We start from the raw sequence: 18,175 nt of genomic DNA, 5'->3' as shown, positions 1-18,175 counted from the left end.
CGTAGCTGTATTTCATTTATGGTGAACTTGATGGCAGGCCTCATCGCTTATACTTTTCAAGCAAAGAAACCGAGCATAAAGGTTACTCGGCTTTAGTTCTTATACAGATCTCAGGTTAATTATGTAAACATAGTTTCCAAAGAAAAGGCGACCTCCTGTGGGTCGCCTTGTTAGCTTTATGCTAAACCTTCTTTGGTATCAACGTGCTCTTTATTATGCTGTTGCGCGATTTCGTCAGCGAGCTGCTGCCTTGAGCGTTTTTCTGTCAGTCGTCTATTAGTCAACCAGAAGAAAAATAGCGGTACAAAAAATACGGCTAAGAATGTTGCAGCCATCATCCCTCCCATAACACCGGTTCCTACGCTATGACGAGCGCCAGCTCCTGCACCTGAACTCAGCACTAAGGGAACTACACCAAGGATAAAAGCCAGTGAAGTCATAATAATTGGTCTGAATCTTAGGCGAGCGGCTTCTAAGGCAGCTGCGCTGGCACTCCAACCTTGCTGATGTTTCATAAGCGCATACTCAACAATCAAGATGGCATTTTTGCTGGCTAAACCAAGTAGAGTTACCAATCCAATTTGGAAGTAGACGTCATTTGTCAGTCCTGCGACCCAAATAGAGACTAGTGCGCCAAATGTACCGAAAGGTAAAGCTAGGAGAACTGAAAAGGGCAGTGACCAGCGCTCATACAGGGCAGCCAAAATCAAAAATACCATAATGACAGCCAAACCAAGCGCAAGGCCAGTCGTGCCAGAACTTTGTTTTTCTTGGTATGCAGAGCCCGTCCAATCATAACTCATGTCAGGTGGTAACACTTTACGTGCAATACGCTCCATTTCTGCAATCGCTTGACCTGAACTATATCCAGGTGCGGCTTCTCCTAATAGCTTAACAGCAGACAAATTATTATAGCGTTCAAGCGTTTCTGGGCCTCGGCTATACTCAATATCAGTAAATGCGGAAATAGGGACCATATCTCCATGGTTGTTTTTTACGTATATACGTCCAACATCTTCAGGAGACATTCTAAATTCAGCTTCTGCCGATAGTAGCACCTGCCAAGCTCGGCCAAACTTGTTGAAATCGTTGACGTAATAGGTCCCTAAGTTTGCAGCAAGTGCGTTAAAGGCGCTATTGATGTTAACGCCCATCGCTCTAGCTTGTTCTCTGTCCATTTTAACTTTTAATTGCGGCGCATCAGGGCGCCATAAAGTTTGCAAGCTGGCAAGTACTGGACTTTTTTGTGCTTCACCCATCAACAATTGCATGCCTTGTTTAAGCTTTTCATGGCCGCCAGCGCCTTTGTTTTGCAGATAAACTTCAAAACCACCGGTATTTCCGAGTCCAAAAATAGCAGGAGGGTTGAAAGCGAGTACCAGTGCTTCATTGATATGTGCGGTTTTCATGTATAGTTCGCCTACCAGCGACTTAGTATCTACATCACGTTCATCCCAGTGTTTTTGTGTGACAAACATGGTTGCAGCACTATTTTTATAGCCATTTCCGATAAAGTCAAAACCGGTAAAGGCAACTACATTTTCATTTGCAGGGTTTGATTGAACAGCCGCAATAACTTCATCAACAACCTTCGCTGTGCGCTCTAAAGACGAACCATCTGGTAAGAATATGGCGGAAATATAGAATCCTTGATCTTCATCAGGCACTAGGGAACTTGGGGTGTTTTTCCAAAGAACGCCAGTGACACTAACCATGGCAGCAACAAGAATCAAGCCAAGTAGTCCGCGTCTCACCATGAAACTAACAGTACCAACATATCGCGCTGTTATTGTTGCAAACAGATTGTTAAACCAGACAAAAAAACCAGCAGTTTGTTTATGCTCATGTTTCAAAATAAGCACACACAGGGCTGGCGTCATCGTTAACGCAACGACACCGGATAAACTTACTGAAATCGAAATGGTGATCGCAAATTGTCTAAATAACTCACCTGTTAAGCCACCAAGGAAGGCAATAGGCACAAATACCGAACATAAAACCAAGACGATAGCTACAACTGGACCACTCACTTCTTGCATAGCTTGAATTGCGGCGTCTCTGGCGCTGACATGCTTTTCATGCATTATGCGCTCAACGTTTTCAAGAACGACAATCGCATCATCAACCACAATACCAATAGATAGCACCATGCCAAATAAGGTTAAGGTATTAATTGAATAGCCAAGCATATACATGCCGGCAAAAGTACCAAGTAACGAAACAGGCACTGCTAGAGTCGGTATCAGTGTTGCACGCCAGTTTTGTAAAAATAAGAAAACCACCAGAAACACTAAAACCATTGCTTCGCCCAGTGTTTTTAACACTTCACGTATCGAAACCTCTACAAAACGTGTGGTGTCATACGCCGTAAGGTGCGATAAACCAATGGGAAACTGCGTTTTTAATTGCTCTATCTCTTGTTTTACTTGCTCTGCAACGTCGAGGGCGTTTGCGCCTGGTTGTAAGAAAATACCCAAAAGTACAGCTTGTTTGCCATTAACTGTACCAGCAAAATTATAATCTTTTGAGCCAAGCTCTACTCGGGCGATGTCTTTAAGCCGCAAGTTTGAACCATCTTGATTAACGCGGATTAAGATGTCTTCAAATTCCTCAACGCTAGATAGGCGCCCTTGCGCCGTAACGCTGTATACCAGTTCTTGTGCGTGTGCAGCAGTAGGTGTTGCACCAATTTGACCTGCAGCATATTGAGAGTTTTGCTCTCTGATCGCTGCAGACACTTCTTCAACGGTAACACCTAATTGGCTCATTATATCAGGACGAAGCCAGATGCGCATTGCGTAGTCTTTCGCTCCAAATATCTGTACGTTAGTTGTACCTGGGATGCGTTTGATTCTATCTAGCACGTTCATCGTTACATAGTTTGAAGTCCAAAGACTAGTACGAGAATCATCTGGAGAATAAAAGGCATGAACTTGTAAAAAGCTCGAAGAACCTTTTGCAACAACAACCCCTTGACGCCTAGTCTCTTCAGGTAGTCGGGCTTCAACCTGCTTCACACGGTTGTTAACGTTTACTGCAGCTTGGTCTACATCGGTGCCAATTTCGAATGTAACTGCGATGGTTGTAACACCCGAATTGGTGCTTGTTGAACTCATATACATCATCCCTTCAACGCCCGTGATGGCATTTTCAATGGGAGCGGCAACGGTTTGCTCTAGCACTTCAGCGGAGGCGCCTGGATAAACAGCGGTCACTTGTACCACAGGCGGGGCAATTTCAGGATATTGTGCCACAGGCAAGCTTCGCATCGCTGCAAGGCCTGCCAACACAATAACGATGGAGATGACAAACGCAAAGATTGGCCTATCTATAAAAAAACGTGAAAACATAGGCTATTATGCTCCCTCTTTGGCCACTTGAACAGGCATTCCAGGGAAGAAGATTCTAGCCATACCTTCAGTTATTACGCCTTGTCCTTCCTTCAGGCCTTCTCTGATCACCCAGTAATTTTGTCCGTCCTTTTGAACCCATTCACCAACTTCAATTGGTGCGGGTAGGGCAATCAGAGCACCTTGTTCATTTTCGGTTGCGATATAAACAAACTTACCTGTGCCATTGTCTAGCACCGCTCTTTGCGGGAGCAGCACAACATTATGACGAATTGCGCCATCTAAACGCACACGAACAAATTGGCCAGGTCGAAGCTGTGAGTCAGGGTTAGCTACTTTTGCTTGTAACTCACTTGTACCTGTATACCTGTTTACTCGAACATCAGAGAAGTTAACTCTTCCTGTCTGAGCGTAAACACTACCATCTTGCAAAATAATGTGTGCATCAAACTCATTGTTTTTTGGTAGCGTGAGACTACCGTTTTCAACATCCTGACGCATTTTGAGTTGCTCGCGCTCAGAAAAGCCGAATCGAACTCGCATATTGGTAGTATCGGTGAGCTCTGCTAGTAATAACTCTGGCCCAGATACATAACTACCTTCAGACACTAGCTCTCGGCCGATAATTCCTGAAACAGGGGCCTTCACTTGGGCATACTCTAAATTTAATCTCGCTTCATTCAATGCTGCTTTTGCCAACTCCAAGTTAGCCAAAGAAATGTCATAATTAGATGCTGCATTGTCAAAATCGCGTTTCGATACAGAACGTTCATTAGTGAGGGTTTCAAATCGGTCACGTTCGCGTTTATTTTGTATAACTTGAGCTTTAGCTGCGTCTAATTGAGCCTGAGCTTTTTCCAATTCCAATTTAAAAGGGTCTAAGTCGAGGGTAAATAAAGATTGCCCTTCACTAACGATTTGACCTTCTTCGAAATTTCTCGACTCTACAATTCCTGAAACACGAGCTCTGATCTCAACCTCTTTATTACCAGCAAGCGTTGCAGGTAGTTCGATTGTGATTGGAACATTTGTTTTAGTCACATTTTGAATGCTTACAGCTGCCGGTGGCATTGAGTGGTGAGAAGACTGAGGCTGTTGGTCATTGCAACCTAACATGAACACAAGAGTGCTTAAAGATATTACGATTAATTTTACACGACTAAAGAAGTGTGGATACATATTTACTCCAATTCCCATTTTTGCAGTAATTTTATTTTGCATTGAAATGCTTATGTTTTGGCGTCGTATATAGTTGTGAGTGACCAAACACGACTATCACCCAACTCAAGGGCGTCCATTACCTTATACAATATATACCAAAGTAAACATTTATGGACGACTTTTATCGAGGTAAACGCAAGTGTATACTTTTTTAATATCAAGGTAAACGATAACGTTTACTATATCTTTTGGAATTTTTTGTTAAAATATGGCTAATCAAATCAAGTATTAGCGTGTTCAATTGTGAGTTATTCAACAAAACAACAAGACATTTTGCGTGCAGCAATCACATTGTTTGCGCAAAATGGATTATCAGCCACAACGATGGAGCAAATCAGTGCCAATGCGAACGTTTCCAAACGAACGCTTTATAAACATTTTGCTAATAAAGACGCTTTATTTGACGCCGTGGTTGATTTACTCATTTCAAGAATTGAACCATTAACGGCTATTCAATTTATTCCCAACTACGATTTTAAATCTCAGCTTAAGCACTTAGCGATAAGTGCAGTCAACTTACTCAGTGATGAGGATTACCTAACATTATCGCGTATTGTGATCATCGAATCGATGAGGTCTCAAGAGCAGGCAATCGCGTTAAACGAGCGCTTTGTAAATTGCGAGAGGGCATTATTACAATGGTTTGAAGATGCTTCACATGCTAACTGTTTAGGGCCATTTGACACACATATCGCTGCAGCTATTTTTTGGGGCGGATTAAAAAAACTGACCTTTTGGGAGCAAGTGATAAAGTGGCAAGCGCCTTTAGATGAAAAGGCGCTTGAAGAGTTAATTGAACAAGTGTGCTCGCTATTTTGCACAGGTGTTACTCAACACCAATAAAGCCACCCGTTTGATGTGCCCATAATTTTGCGTAAATGCCACCTTTGTTTAGCAGTTGTGTATGCGTTCCTTGTTCGACAATTTTTCCCTGTTCCATAACGATTAGCTTATCCATTTGCGCAATGGTTGATAGCCTGTGCGCTATAGCGATAACGGTCTTTCCTGTCATCAATGTATCTAGGCTATCTTGTATTGCTGACTCGACTTCCGAGTCAAGTGCAGATGTCGCTTCGTCTAAAATGAGAATAGGGGCATTTTTTAGCAATACTCTTGCGATGGCAATACGCTGGCGCTGTCCTCCTGAGAGTTTAACGCCACGTTCTCCAACTTGGGCATCAAAGCCTTTACTACCCTTGGCATCTTCAAGCTGTTGAATGAAATCATATGCTTGGGCCTGCTTGGTGGCAGTGATAAGCTCTTGTTCGGTTGCATTGGGGCGGCCATATAAAATATTGTCACGAACACTTCGATGGAGCAGGGAAGTGTCTTGCGTCACCATTGCAATTTGTTGGCGTAAGCTTTCTTGCGTAACAGTACTTATATCTTGGCCGTCAATCGTAATTACGCCATTTACTAAGTCGTAAAATCTCAGTAGAAGATTCACTAACGTAGATTTACCCGCACCAGAGCGGCCGACAATACCAACCTTTTCACCAGGCTGAATAGACAGACATAAATTATCAATAACATTACTTTGTGCATTTTTATCAATGCGTTTGTACGCAAAATTTATATTATCGAAGTTAATTGCACCTTGTTTAAATTGCAGCACTTGAGCGTCAGGCGCATCTTTAATTTCAATAGGCTTTGATAATGTTGTAATGCCATCCGCAACAGTGCCGATGTTTTCAAACAAGCCACTAATTTCCCACATAATCCATTGTGACATACCGTTTAAGCGCAGTGCCAAACTGACTGTAATCGCAATGGCGCCAACCGTAATGGCGTTGAACGACCATAAGTACAATGATAAAGCCGCGACGGTAAAAATGAGTAGGTAATTGAGAGTCTGAATAAGGACATTCAGGCTGGTTGCGAGGCGCATTTGCTTGTATACAGGCTGTATGAACACATCCATACTGTCTTTTGCGTATTGCTCTTCACGTTTGGTGTATGAAAATAATTTCACGGTGGATATATTGGCATAGCTATCAACAATACGGCCCGTCATTTCGGAGCGAGCATCAGCTTGTTCACTAGACACCCTTTTTAGCTTAGGAACAAAGTAAATCTGTATAGTGACATATAAAATTAGCCATCCCAACATTGGAAACATCAAGCGCACGTCAGCCTGAGCTACGAGGGCTAACATAGCGCCAAAATAAACGACGATATATACCAGCACGTCCAGTAACTTCATTACTGTTTCTCGAATTGCCAATGCAGTTTGCATCACTTTGGTTGCTATACGACCAGCGAACTCGTCTTGATAAAAGCTCATACTTTGGTTGAGGAGATATCGGTGTGCTTGCCAACGAATGGCCATGGGATAGTTACCAAGTAAACTCTGATGCAATAAAGTTGAATGAACAAACACCAGTATTGGCAGCGCAAACAAGGTAACGATTGTCATCGAAATCAGTTCATTTTGTTTATTCTCAAATAATGCTTGAGGCGTGTACTGTGACAACCAATCAACTAAATCACCCATAAAGCCAAATAACGTCACCTCAAGCATGGCAAGCGCAGCCGCGCTTAAAGACATAAAAAATAGCGGCCATTCCATACCTTTTGTATAAAAACGGCAAAATGCATAGAGTGTGCTTGGTGGTTGTGTAACAGGAATATTTGGAAAGGCGTTGGTAAAGCGTTCGAAAATTTTGTACATCTCAACTTCCTTATATAATACACGCGTTATTTTACCGCGCATTGAATAAATAGCTAGCTTTCAAGAAAGAGGGTGTGCGAGGTGATGCTCGCATAAAAAAAACCGGCATAAGCCGGCTTTATAACATCAGAGAATACCCTATTGATTAGTTACCATTCTCTTCAGCAAATTTTTTGCACTCTGCTTTGTCTTCACATTCGCCATACAAGTACAGTGAATGGTTAGTAAGCCTAATACCATTTTGTTTGGCAATTTCATCTTGTCGAGTTTCAATTACATCGTCTTCAAACTCAACAACCTTCCCACACTTTAAACAAACTAAATGGTCATGATGGGTGCTACCTGACAGTTCAAATACTGACTTGCCACCTTCGAAATGGTGACGGGAAACGATGCCCGCGTCATCAAACTGGTTTAAAACGCGGTAAACCGTCGCGAGACCAATTTCTTCGCCTAAATCTAGCAAAATCTTATAGACGTCTTCAGCACTAATATGCTGATTGTCTGGCGATTGTAAGATCTCAAGAATTTTAATCCTTGGAAGGGTTACCTTTAAACCTGCTTTTTTTAATTCTAAGTTGTGATCAGTCATTAAATCTGTCTCAATCTATTATGTGTATTTATCTTAGGTAATTGCACGACGCTGCCTTACCTAAGAATAACGTGCTAAGCGCTTAAGTGCAAAGCATGTAAAAAAATGTTAGTCTTCAAGCTCCGCTAAGCACATTTCTTCATAAACCTGTGCACACCAGTCTTTGACTCGTTGCTCGGTAAGCTCTGGCTGGCGATCTTCATCAATGCCCAAGCCTACAAAGTGGTTCTCGTCTACAAGCGCTTTTGAAGCCTCAAACTCGTAGCCTTCTGTTGACCAGTTACCAACAACAATAGCACCGCGCTCTGTAACGATGTCGTTGATCATGCCCATCGCATCTAAGAAATATTCAGCATAGTCTTCTTGGTCGCCACAACCAAAAATAGCAACCAGCTTGCCTTCAAAGTCAACTTCTTCAAGTTCAGGGAAGAAATCATCCCAGTCACATTGTGCTTCACCATAATACCAAGTAGGAATGCCGAATAAGATCAAGTCAAATTCTGCAATTTCTTCTTTACTACTTTTTGCAATGTCTTTGACGTCTACAAGCTTTTTACCTAGCTCTTTTTGTATCATCTTAGCAACGTGTTCAGTGTTGCCGGTGTCACTGCCAAAAAATATACCTACGCTTGCCATTAAATACTTACCTTCTATCTGTTATTCGCTAATTTCTCTTGCAAGATGGTTTCTATCAACGCGCTACGGCTAAGATTTTGTTCATCAGCCATGTCACTCAAAGCTTGGTAAAGCTCAGAAGACACTTTGAACTCTACGCGCTTTAAACCTCTTGCACGATCACGTTTAATTTGATTGCGCTTGTTAACCTTTAATTGCACTTCTCGAGGAAGTGGGTTGGTTTTTGGTCGGCCTGGGCGCTTTTCGTTCTCAAATAAGTCGATCGTGGTTCTATCTGTTTCAGACTTTGCCATTTCTAACCAACACCTGCACCTTGCCAGAAGACCTGAATAAGTCCTTTAGCAATAAACCCTGAACAGCCCAAAAACAACACTAACCAAACGATGTATCTACCAAATTTTGGAACATCACCTTTTTTAAGAACGTCTTGTATCGCCATTCCTATAAAAAAGAAGATCCCCGCTAAAGCGAAATACAGTCCTAAGGTTTCAAATTCATTTATAAACTGACTGACCATGTGCGCTCTACTAAAAACTCAAACGGCGCGTACTATAACATAATCATTCACGATAAATTAAGTTCGTAACACAAAAACAAACGGATTATTGAAGAAAATCAATAATTGAACGATTTACCGCTTGAGGTTTCTCTGCATGCAACCAATGTCCCGCGCCGTGAATGACCTTTGCTTTTGCATTAGGAAAGCATCTAACAATAGCATCTTTGTGTTCAGGTAGAATATAGTCTGAATTGTTACCTTTAATAAATAGGGTATCACACAAACAAGAATGAGTCTCATTGATATTTGATATTATTTTATCATAGTTAGCTGCTATAACTGCAAGATTAAAGCGCCAAGTAAACTTATTTTCGCTGTTTTTTGTCAGGCTTTTAAGCAAAAACTGTCTTACGCCTGGCTCTTCTATATCCTGAGCCATCAGTTTATCGGCTTCGCTTCTACTAATTAGCTGTGGGTTTTGAGAAACAGCATTAAGTGCATGAATGATTGCGTCATGACGAGTATGGTATGCAACTGGTGCAATGTCTAATACCACCAAGCGATTTACGCGTTGCTGAGCCGACATGGCAACTTGCATGGCTACTTTTCCACCCATGGAATGGCCGACAAAGTGCGCTTTGGTTATGGCTAGATGTTCCATCAGAGCTAGAATGTCGTTGGCCATGCTAGGGTAGTCCATCGTGTCATCATGAAAAGACTGACCATGATTTCTTAAATCAACGTTTGTTACTGTAAAGTGCTCGCTCAGTGCTTTTGCAATGATATTCAGATTATCTAACGAACCGAACAGTCCGTGAATAAGTACAACATGTGGCCCATGGCCAGTTTGTGAGTAGTTAAGTAACATATTCTCTCCTAGCTTAAGTGATTAATTGTGCCAGTGTTGGGCAAAAATTCAAAGCCGTAGAGTAATATGTGAAATCAGGATATAATCGCAAGCAGATGCACAAAAATTCAGTAATGACAGGAAAAGCATGAAGAAAATAGAAATAGATGACGAACTTTATCAATACATCGCTAGTAATACTCAAAGTATTGGCGAAAGTGCTTCACAAATATTACGTCGTTTATTGAACCTCTCTACTGACAGTAATACAGCTTTAACTATCTCTACACAAAGTGCGCATATTGCTGAACAACCAGAGCAAAGCAAAGATGCTGAAGCTGAAAAAGAATCAGTTGAATCTAACGCTAATGTATTTAATATTCTCAATAAAGAAGAACTAGCCATGCAAAAGGGTGTGGTTGGGCGCTTTTTGTTTATTCTTTGCGCTTTACATCGCACTCATAAAAAAAGCTTTCATAAAGTGTTAGATATCAAAGGGCGTGATAGGATCTATTTTGCAAAAAGTAAAGAAGCGTTACTTGAAAGTGGTAGTAGTATGAACCCAAAAAATATTCTTGATAGCGAATATTGGGTGATGACCAACTCAAATACGACTCGTAAGAAAATGATGCTTCATGAAGTCGCATTAAGCTTAGGCTACACTGAAGCGCAAGCCGAAACTATCCGAGACTACCTATAAGGACATCTTATGGCAATCCATCCAGGTGCTGGGAAACCAGTAACACAGTCGCAATTGGTTAATATTCCAAAACTTGTCTCTGCTTATTACATAAATGAGCCAGACCTTGAGCAAAACCCAGAGCAATGTGTTGCTTTTGGTACATCAGGTCACCGAGGTTGTTCATATGACGTGAAGTTTAATGAGTCGCACATATTAGCGATCACTCAGGCAATTTGTGATTACAGAAAAGCAAACGATATCTTTGGTCCTTTATTTTTAGGAAAAGATACGCATGCACTATCAGAAGCTGCGTTTAACTCTGCTATCGAAGTGTTGGTTGCCAATGAAGTGCAAGTGATCACGCAAGAGAATGATGACTACACGCCAACACCTGTGATAAGCCATGCAATTGTTTGCCATAACAAAGAAAACCCAAATGAATTGGCCGACGGCATTGTTATAACGCCATCGCACAATCCACCTGAAGATGGCGGTTTTAAATACAATCCGCCTAATGGTGGACCTGCGGATACAGATGTAACCAAATGGATTGAAGATAGAGCAAATCAGTTACTGTTAGAAGACTTGGTAGAAGTGGAGCTGTTTTCGTTTGCTAAAGCAAGACGCTCAGGGTTTATCAAGTACCAAGACTTGATCACGCCATATGTTGACGACTTAGCAAATATTATAGATATGCAAGCAATTGCAAAAGCGGGTGTCTCCATAGGTGTTGACCCACTTGGTGGTTCTGGCATCAATTTTTGGCCTGTTATAGCGCAAAAATACAATCTAAATTTAACGGTTGTTAACGATCAAATTGATCCAAGGTTTGCTTTTATGCCGCTTGATAAAGACGGCAAAGTACGTATGGATTGTTCGTCGCCATATGCGATGGCAAACTTAATTGCACTTAAAGATGGCTATGACATTGGCATTGGTAACGACCCAGATTACGACCGCCATGGTATCGTTACCAAAGATGGTTTGATGAATCCAAATCACTTCTTAGCTGTTGCTATTGATTACCTTCTTACTCACCGAGATTGGCCCAGTGATGTAAAAATTGGGAAAACATTGGTTTCATCTGCAATGATAGACAGAGTAGTAGAAGCTAATAATCGAGAAGTGTATGAAGTACCAGTGGGCTTTAAGTGGTTTGTTAAAGGGCTGAACAAGCAGTGGCTAGCATTTGGTGGTGAAGAAAGCGCAGGAGCGTCATTCTTACGGCTAAACGGAGACGTTTGGAATACAGATAAGGATGGCTTTATCCTAGGCCTGCTGGCGGCAGAAATATTAGCTGTAACAGGTAAATCACCTTCACAGCGTTATCAAGAGCTAGAAGCACAGTTTGGCGCGCCTTTATATAAAAGAATTGATGCGCCAGCGTCATCAGAGCAAAAATCGCGATTAAAAGCGCTTAGCCCTGACGATGTAAAAGCTGATCAACTGGCAGGTGATAAGATTACTCAAATACTCACTAATGCGCCTGGTAATAAAGCTGCGATTGGTGGTTTAAAAGTGGTTACGCAAAATGGCTGGTTTGCAGCTCGTCCATCTGGCACAGAAGATATTTATAAAATATATCTAGAGTCATTCAAAGGCGAAGCGCATCTTGAGCAGTTGGAACAAGAGGCCAAAGCACTGGTTGACTCAGTGATCCGCTAATTTATACACAAAATTGAGCCATGCTATTGCATGGCTTTTTTTTATCTGAATATTCTCTACCTTTATATTATTGGTAGTTTCTCTCACACATTGAACTTGGTGACCGTATGTACCTAGAAGAATTAAAACACACTGGCGATTTTTTAACATTGACGCGAAACAATGAGTTCCATTTACCGCCTGAGCAATTTACGTTAGCAAATGGCACAGTGGTAGATGTGTTAGATACGGGGGTGATTCAGTTTATGCCGAGTAATTATGGCAATAAAGATATTGTTTTATCTAGTGCAGTGCATGGTAATGAAACCGCACCGATTGAAATATGTGACGAGTTGATCCAAGCAGTAATTAAAGAACAATTACTGCTTAAGCACCGCGTGCTTTTTATTTTTGGTAACCCTAAGTCGATTAATATTGGTGAACGGTTTGTAGAAGAAAACTTAAACCGATTGTTTAATGGCACACATGCATTGAGCGATGTACAAAATGAAGAACGCAAACGGGCTGCTAATTTAGAGCGTTATGTGCGTGAGTTTTTTACATCGGTTGGAGCTGGTAGATATCGCTGTCATTATGATTTGCATACTGCGATCCGAGGTTCAAAAAATGAGAAATTTGCGGTATATCCATTTTTACATGGTAAGCCTTGGAAAAAATCTCAGCTGCAGTTTTTACTCGCGTGCGGTGTTAATACCGTGCTAATGATGCGCTCAGAGGCAACAACATTCAGCTACTTTTCTTCAAAACAATTCGCTGCAGATTCATTTACGGTTGAATTAGGGCAAGTTAAGCCGTTTGGCGAAAACGATATGAGCCGCTTTGCTAAAACAAAAGAAACTTTAACTGCATTAATTAGCCAAAATGAAATTGATTTTGGTGATTTTAATTCATCAGATTATGAGCTGTTTCAAGTCCATCGCACCATTAATAGAACGCAACAAGATTTTAGTTTTCCCTTCCCTGATAGTGCCGAAAACTTTACGGGGTTTGCTAAAGGTGAATTGCTTGCCGTAGATGGTGAGACTAGATATTTAGCGGAAGTAGACGGCGAAGCTATCATTTTTCCAAATGCCAATGTCGCACTTGGTCAACGCGCTCTGCTTACTGTTATTCCTATGGAAATCGACGAGAGATTTGTATAACTACATGTTATAAAACAAATTAATAAGCCGTAATAAAATCTTTCCAAGCATAATTATGCAAATTAAGGGTTATTCATCTAGGATTAGTTGAATAACCCTTTACGTTAACGTAAAGTGTCGGTAGTTTTTATTTAATCAATTTGCATTTGCTGAACAGATTATTTTTACAAACTACTGCCAGTCCATAATTAAAATATTCAATGTGATTGGTGCTGTTCAAAACTAGCGTATGTACATACATGCCTCATAGCTGCAAATTTGTTATGACAACAAGAGAAGGTAGGTTATGACTAACCCCAATAACATATCGTTAAATATCAGCCACGCGTTGAAGTTTATAGATAGCCATGCCCTTGATATTCCAATGTTGACTATCTTAGGTGACAACGGTGAAGTACTCGAAGGCGCGCAAGCACCAGACATAGACAAAGAAACAGCGCTAAGACTTTATTCAACTATGCGCTTTATTCGTTTACTAGATGAACGTATGCAAGCGGCGCAGCGACAGGGTCGTGTTAGCTTCTATATGCAATGCTTGGGTGAAGAAGCGGCAATTACTGCAAGTGCTGCGGCTTTAAAACAAGATGATATGATCATGGCTCAATATCGTGAGCAAGCGGCAATTGCTTATCGCGGTTTCACCCTTGAGCAGTTCATGAACCAGTTATTCTCTAACGAAAAAGATTTAGGTAAGGGCCGTCAGATGCCTGTGCATTACGGTTCTAAAGAATTGCACTACATGACTATTTCTTCACCGCTCGGTACGCAGATCCCGCAAGCAACGGGTTATGCATATGGTCAAAAGCTTAAGCATATAGACAAAGAGACTGGCAAATTAGGGTCAGAAATCGATAACGTGACCATTTGTTACTTTGGCGAAGGTGCCGCGTCTGAAGGTGACTTCCACGCAGGTCTGAACATGGCTGCCGTGCATGAAGCGCCAGTCATCTTCTTCGCACGTAATAACGGCTACGCGATTTCGACCCCAGCGGATGAGCAGTTTAAAGGCGATGGCATTGCCTCTCGCGGTGTTGGCTACGGTATAAAAACCATTCGCGTTGACGGCGCCGATGCACTTGCTGTGTTTGCTGCAACGCAAGCCGCCCGTAAAATTGCGGCCGAGCAAGGCGAGCCAGTGTTAATCGAGTCGATTGCATATCGTTTAGGTGCGCACTCAACCTCAGATGATCCTTCTGGTTATCGTAGTAAAGAAGAAGAAGCGGCATTTAAAGCAAACTGTCCAATTGAGCGCTTTAAAAAGTGGCTATTGAAGCAAGGCTGGTTGGATGAAAAAGAAGATGAAGCAGCGAAAGACAAAATTCGTGAAGACATTCTAGCGGCCGTTAAAGTGGCAGAAAAAGTGCAAAAGCCTGCGCTAGAAGAGCTTGTGTCGGATGTATACGATACGCCAATTCCGTCACTGCAAAAACAATATGAAGAATTAAAAGAGCACATAAAGCAGCACCCAGATGCCTATCCAGTGACAGCAGGGAGAATTAAATAATGGCTAAAATGAACATGTTACACGCCATTAACTCGGCGTTAGATATCACTATGAATGAACACCCTCAGGCGTGTATTTTTGGTGAAGATGTGGGTTATTTTGGCGGTGTTTTTAGAGCAACTTCAGGCCTACAGGAAAAGTACGGTAAGCACCGTGTATTCAACACACCACTTACTGAGCAGGGGATTTTAGGCTTTGCGAACGGTTTAGCGGCGTTCGGCGCACCAGCACTTGCTGAAATTCAGTTTGCTGATTATATATTCCCAGCCTTTGACCAGATTGTAAATGAATCAGCTAAGTTTCGTTACCGCAGTGGTAATGAGTTTAACGTCGGTAACTTGACGATACGTACACCATACGGTGGTGGTATTGCTGGTGGCTTATATCACTCGCAATCACCAGAGGCATATTTTGCGCACACTCCTGGTTTAAAACTGGTTGTACCACGTAATCCTTATCAAGCCAAAGGTTTGCTAAGAGCGTGTATTAAAGACGACAACCCTGTGATTTTCTTTGAACCAAAACGCTTATACCGCGCATCTGTGGGTGAAGTACCAGAAGAAGATTACACCCTTGAAATTGGCAAAGCTGAGGTGGTTAAAACCGGCTCAGACGTTACTTTGCTAGCGTGGGGCGCGCAAATGGAAATTATTGAGCAAGCCGCTGCCAAAGCTGAAGAAGCAGGAATTAGCTGCGAAGTGATTGACCTACGTAGTATTTTACCTTGGGACGTTGAAACAGTGGCTAAGTCAGTTGTTAAAACAGGGCGTCTTATTGTGAGCCATGAAGCGCCTATAACCAACGGCTTTGGTGCAGAAATTGCGGCAACTATTCAGCAAGAGTGTTTTTTACACCTCGAATCACCGATTGCTCGAGTATGTGGTTTAGATACGCCGTATCCACTGGCGCTTGAAAAAGAATATGTACCTGATGCACTGAAGGTATTCGCTGCGATTAAGAAATCTGTAGAGTTTTAAGGAATAGTCATGGCAAAAGAATTTATCTTACCAGATATTGGCGAAGGCATTGTAGAATGTGAAATCGTCGAATGGTTAGTTGCAGTGGGCGATGAAGTTAAAGAAGATCAGCCAATTTGTGATGTTATGACTGACAAGGCACTTGTTCAGATCCCCGCAGTACATGACGGTGTGATCACCACATTACATTATGAAAAAGGCGAAATTGCCAAAGTGCATCAACCATTATTTGCAATGGAAGTCGCTGGCAGTGCGCCTGCAAACGACAGTGGTAACAGCGTAGATGCTTCAAACTCGTCATCTAACCAATCAGCATCTCAACTTGAAGATTTTATATTACCAGATATCGGAGAAGGGATAGTTGAGTGTGAAATTGTCGAGTGGCTTGTTGCAGAAGGGGATCAAATAAAAGAAGACCAAGCTGTTTGTGATGTAATGACAGACAAAGCCTTGGTGCAGATCCCAGCTAAACATGATGGTGTTGTAGAAAAACTCTACTATAAAAAGGGCGATATAGCGCAAGTACACAGCCCGTTATTTCAGCTACGCCTCGCAGGGTTGAGTGACGCGCCAGCAGAAGCGAAAGTTGAAGTGAAAGCTGCAGCTCAAACTGTTAAGGCTACAAACCAGCAAGTGCAAAAAGCGCAACTGCCTGCCAATGGCAAAGCGATTGCATCGCCTGCGGTTCGTCGTTTAGCTCGTGAGCATGATGTTGATATTAATCAAGTGCCTGGTACAGGTAAAAATGGCCGTGTTTATAAAGAAGACATTAAACGCTTTGTAGAGGGCGGTGCGTCGAGTAGTGTTGCAGCTAACACGCCAGTAAGCTCTCGCTCGGCAACTACGCAAACTACGGTATCTGGTAACACACGTGTTGAACCAATTCGCGGCATGAAAGCGGCAATGGCGAAACAAATGGTGGCCTCTGTTTCAACTATCCCTCATTTTACATTTAGTGATGAAATTGATTTAACAGAGATCATTGCGCTGCGCAAAGAGCTTAAGGATCAATACGCTAAAGAAGGTATCAAGTTGACAATGATGCCGTTTTTCATCAAAGCCCTGTCTTTGGCTATCAAAGAATTCCCGATAGTTAATTCGCAAGTGAATGATGAGTGTACCGAAATCACTTATTTTGATGACCATAACATCGGTATGGCGGTTGACTCTAAATTGGGGCTATTAGTACCAAATATCAAAGGCTGTCAAAACAAATCGATTGTAGCGGTTGCGCAAGAAGTAACGCGTTTAACTGATGCAGCAAGAGAAGGGCGAGTATCGCCTAATGATTTAAAAGGCGGCACAATTTCAATCTCTAACATTGGCGCAATTGGTGGCACAACTGCTACACCAATCATTAATAAGCCGGAAGTTGCGATTGTTGCATTAGGGAAATTGCAGCATCTACCGCGTTTTGATGACAAAGGTAATGTGGTTTCACGAGCGATTATGCAAGTGAGCTGGTCGGGCGACCACCGTGTAATCGACGGCGGTACCATCGCAAGGTTTAATAACCTTTGGAAAGCCTACCTTGAAAACCCTGCCAAGATGATGATGGCGATGAGCTAACTCATTCTATTAAAAGCCCAGCCATGTTGCTGGGCTTTTTATTGCAAAGAGCGATTGAAAAATCAGCGTGCACTGTTTTATAAAGGGATAAGTAAACACTGTTAGGATTTGCTGGACAGTCACTCTAATTTACTTGGGGCAGTCACTCAAATTTGCATGTTGTTTGTTAAAAGATACTGTTTTTATATTCAGTAGTTTGCTTTTTGTCCAATAACATTATTACGGCCCGTTTTGTCCAAATTTGACAGTGCGTTTTTGGAACGGTTCTTATGTTTTGTTTACATTGAAGTTTTTACATGTGAAAATGGCAACACGTAATATGACCCGTTTTGTCGGTATTTATTCCGACATTTTGGGAGAGAATAAGCTGTTATATGCCAGAGCAAATATGAGTCCTAAAAGTACAATTGTTTTTAAATCAGCATTAGGATATTTTTTAATTTTTTTAGTAGTTTGGTTACTCATTGTTGCCGGTACATGGGTAGATCCCGATAAAGAAATATCATGGAGAGGATTATGGACTTCGTTTTTAGTACTCCAAATACCTACTGTAATTTTAACCTTAATCGTTAAGTTTAGGCTAGACAAAGACGAAATAGAATAAACTGGCATATAACAAGCCATTCAAGCAGGACAAATAACAGTTGGCTATTTGCTCCTTCGTCGCTTATTTTAGCCAACTATCATTTGCCTCTTAATGGGGCGTTGAGGCTGTAGAATTACTCTTTTCAGGTACTGGATTATTGGTTCTGGATTGGCTGTTTTTTAACCTTGAATCGAGTTGGTTACTGTGATCTAATAGCTATTATTCACCCATGGT

Annotated in this window: 16 protein-coding genes and 1 pseudogene; 9 read left to right on the top strand and 8 right to left on the bottom strand. The window is 41.8% G+C overall.

Annotated elements, in window-relative coordinates; genetic code table 11:
* Positions 1-96 (top strand): annotated as a pseudogene (locus tag HC733_RS23665) (IS982 family transposase); the annotation flags it as partial.
* An 80-nt stretch (positions 97-176) separates the two neighbouring features.
* On the opposite strand, the gene HC733_RS19950 reads toward HC733_RS23665, so the two are convergent.
* Together HC733_RS19950 and HC733_RS19945 are read right to left on the bottom strand one after the other, a co-directional pair.
* Positions 177-3,350 carry an efflux RND transporter permease subunit gene (locus HC733_RS19950; protein ID WP_190366747.1) on the bottom strand — a complete coding sequence of 1,058 codons (3,174 nt, stop codon included), beginning with the start codon at positions 3,348-3,350 and terminating at the stop codon, positions 177-179.
* Positions 3,351-3,356: 6 nt separating this feature from the next.
* On the bottom strand, positions 3,357-4,529 hold the full coding sequence (locus HC733_RS19945) for an efflux RND transporter periplasmic adaptor subunit (RefSeq protein ID WP_190366749.1): 1,173 nt from the start codon (positions 4,527-4,529) through the stop codon (positions 3,357-3,359).
* A 285-nt stretch (positions 4,530-4,814) separates the two neighbouring features.
* On the opposite strand from HC733_RS19945, the gene HC733_RS19940 reads away from it, so the two are divergent.
* Complete coding sequence (locus tag HC733_RS19940; protein ID WP_446727648.1) at positions 4,815-5,414, top strand: TetR/AcrR family transcriptional regulator; 600 nt, start codon at positions 4,815-4,817, stop codon at positions 5,412-5,414.
* On the opposite strand, the gene HC733_RS19935 is transcribed toward HC733_RS19940, so the two are convergent.
* The 6 genes from HC733_RS19935 to HC733_RS19910 form a co-directional block, all read right to left on the bottom strand.
* Complete coding sequence (locus HC733_RS19935; RefSeq protein ID WP_190366746.1) at positions 5,398-7,242, bottom strand: ABC transporter ATP-binding protein; 1,845 nt, start codon at positions 7,240-7,242, stop codon at positions 5,398-5,400. The two genes, HC733_RS19940 and HC733_RS19935, sit on opposite strands and share 17 nt — an antisense overlap.
* A gap of 145 nt (positions 7,243-7,387) precedes the next feature.
* Complete coding sequence (gene fur, locus HC733_RS19930) at positions 7,388-7,834, bottom strand: ferric iron uptake transcriptional regulator (protein WP_190366745.1); 447 nt, start codon at positions 7,832-7,834, stop codon at positions 7,388-7,390.
* 108 nt (positions 7,835-7,942) lie between these two features.
* A complete protein-coding gene (fldA, locus tag HC733_RS19925) occupies positions 7,943-8,470 on the bottom strand; it encodes a flavodoxin FldA (RefSeq protein WP_190366744.1) in 528 nt (175 codons plus the stop codon).
* A 14-nt stretch (positions 8,471-8,484) separates the two neighbouring features.
* Positions 8,485-8,763 carry a LexA regulated protein gene (gene ybfE / locus HC733_RS19920; RefSeq protein WP_171624288.1) on the bottom strand — a complete coding sequence of 93 codons (279 nt, stop codon included), beginning with the start codon at positions 8,761-8,763 and terminating at the stop codon, positions 8,485-8,487.
* 2 nt (positions 8,764-8,765) lie between these two features.
* Entirely contained in the window at positions 8,766-8,987 is a 222-nt protein-coding gene (locus tag HC733_RS19915; RefSeq protein ID WP_171624287.1) for a DUF2788 domain-containing protein, read from the bottom strand.
* 85 nt (positions 8,988-9,072) lie between these two features.
* Entirely contained in the window at positions 9,073-9,837 is a 765-nt protein-coding gene (locus tag HC733_RS19910; protein ID WP_190366743.1) for an alpha/beta fold hydrolase, read from the bottom strand.
* 127 nt (positions 9,838-9,964) lie between these two features.
* Here HC733_RS19910 and seqA point away from each other — a divergent pair, with 127 nt between their 5' ends.
* From seqA to HC733_RS19875, 7 genes are all read left to right on the top strand, one after another.
* Complete coding sequence (gene seqA, locus HC733_RS19905; protein WP_190366742.1) at positions 9,965-10,516, top strand: replication initiation negative regulator SeqA; 552 nt, start codon at positions 9,965-9,967, stop codon at positions 10,514-10,516.
* A 9-nt stretch (positions 10,517-10,525) separates the two neighbouring features.
* A complete protein-coding gene (gene pgm, locus HC733_RS19900) occupies positions 10,526-12,163 on the top strand; it encodes a phosphoglucomutase (alpha-D-glucose-1,6-bisphosphate-dependent) (RefSeq protein WP_190366741.1) in 1,638 nt (545 codons plus the stop codon).
* 107 nt (positions 12,164-12,270) lie between these two features.
* On the top strand, positions 12,271-13,305 hold the full coding sequence (gene astE / locus HC733_RS19895) for a succinylglutamate desuccinylase (protein ID WP_190366740.1): 1,035 nt from the start codon (positions 12,271-12,273) through the stop codon (positions 13,303-13,305).
* A gap of 286 nt (positions 13,306-13,591) precedes the next feature.
* Positions 13,592-14,809, top strand: coding sequence for a thiamine pyrophosphate-dependent dehydrogenase E1 component subunit alpha (locus HC733_RS19890; protein ID WP_190366739.1), 1,218 nt, complete (start codon positions 13,592-13,594; stop codon positions 14,807-14,809).
* Complete coding sequence (locus HC733_RS19885; RefSeq protein ID WP_190366738.1) at positions 14,809-15,786, top strand: transketolase C-terminal domain-containing protein; 978 nt, start codon at positions 14,809-14,811, stop codon at positions 15,784-15,786. The genes HC733_RS19890 and HC733_RS19885 overlap by 1 nt, the downstream gene beginning before the upstream one ends.
* Before the next feature lie 9 nt (positions 15,787-15,795).
* The gene (locus HC733_RS19880; RefSeq protein WP_190366737.1) at positions 15,796-17,355 is read left to right on the top strand and encodes a dihydrolipoyllysine-residue acetyltransferase; all 1,560 of its coding nucleotides are present in this window, start codon (positions 15,796-15,798) and stop codon (positions 17,353-17,355) included.
* 298 nt (positions 17,356-17,653) lie between these two features.
* Entirely contained in the window at positions 17,654-17,959 is a 306-nt protein-coding gene (locus HC733_RS19875) for a hypothetical protein (RefSeq protein ID WP_190366736.1), read from the top strand.
* Positions 17,960-18,175 lie beyond the last annotated feature (216 nt).

The organism is Pseudoalteromonas sp. S16_S37, assembly GCF_014694405.1.
Lineage (GTDB): Bacteria > Pseudomonadota > Gammaproteobacteria > Enterobacterales > Alteromonadaceae > Pseudoalteromonas.
The sequence above is the reverse complement of the archived record's forward strand: the minus strand, read 5'-3'. Positions and strand labels throughout refer to the sequence as shown.

Coding starts and splice junctions, on each gene's coding strand:
- HC733_RS19935 (WP_190366746.1), bottom strand. CDS start 7,242: ATGTACAAAATTTTCGAACGCTTTACCAACGCCTTTCCAAATATTCCT.
- seqA (WP_190366742.1), top strand. CDS start 9,965: ATGAAGAAAATAGAAATAGATGACGAACTTTATCAATACATCGCTAGT.
- fldA (WP_190366744.1), bottom strand. CDS start 8,470: ATGGCAAGCGTAGGTATATTTTTTGGCAGTGACACCGGCAACACTGAA.
- HC733_RS19910 (WP_190366743.1), bottom strand. CDS start 9,837: ATGTTACTTAACTACTCACAAACTGGCCATGGGCCACATGTTGTACTT.
- HC733_RS19915 (WP_171624287.1), bottom strand. CDS start 8,987: ATGGTCAGTCAGTTTATAAATGAATTTGAAACCTTAGGACTGTATTTC.
- HC733_RS19885 (WP_190366738.1), top strand. CDS start 14,809: ATGGCTAAAATGAACATGTTACACGCCATTAACTCGGCGTTAGATATC.
- pgm (WP_190366741.1), top strand. CDS start 10,526: ATGGCAATCCATCCAGGTGCTGGGAAACCAGTAACACAGTCGCAATTG.
- ybfE (WP_171624288.1), bottom strand. CDS start 8,763: ATGGCAAAGTCTGAAACAGATAGAACCACGATCGACTTATTTGAGAAC.
- HC733_RS19950 (WP_190366747.1), bottom strand. CDS start 3,350: ATGTTTTCACGTTTTTTTATAGATAGGCCAATCTTTGCGTTTGTCATC.
- HC733_RS19890 (WP_190366739.1), top strand. CDS start 13,592: ATGACTAACCCCAATAACATATCGTTAAATATCAGCCACGCGTTGAAG.
- HC733_RS19945 (WP_190366749.1), bottom strand. CDS start 4,529: ATGTATCCACACTTCTTTAGTCGTGTAAAATTAATCGTAATATCTTTA.
- HC733_RS19880 (WP_190366737.1), top strand. CDS start 15,796: ATGGCAAAAGAATTTATCTTACCAGATATTGGCGAAGGCATTGTAGAA.
- astE (WP_190366740.1), top strand. CDS start 12,271: ATGTACCTAGAAGAATTAAAACACACTGGCGATTTTTTAACATTGACG.
- fur (WP_190366745.1), bottom strand. CDS start 7,834: ATGACTGATCACAACTTAGAATTAAAAAAAGCAGGTTTAAAGGTAACC.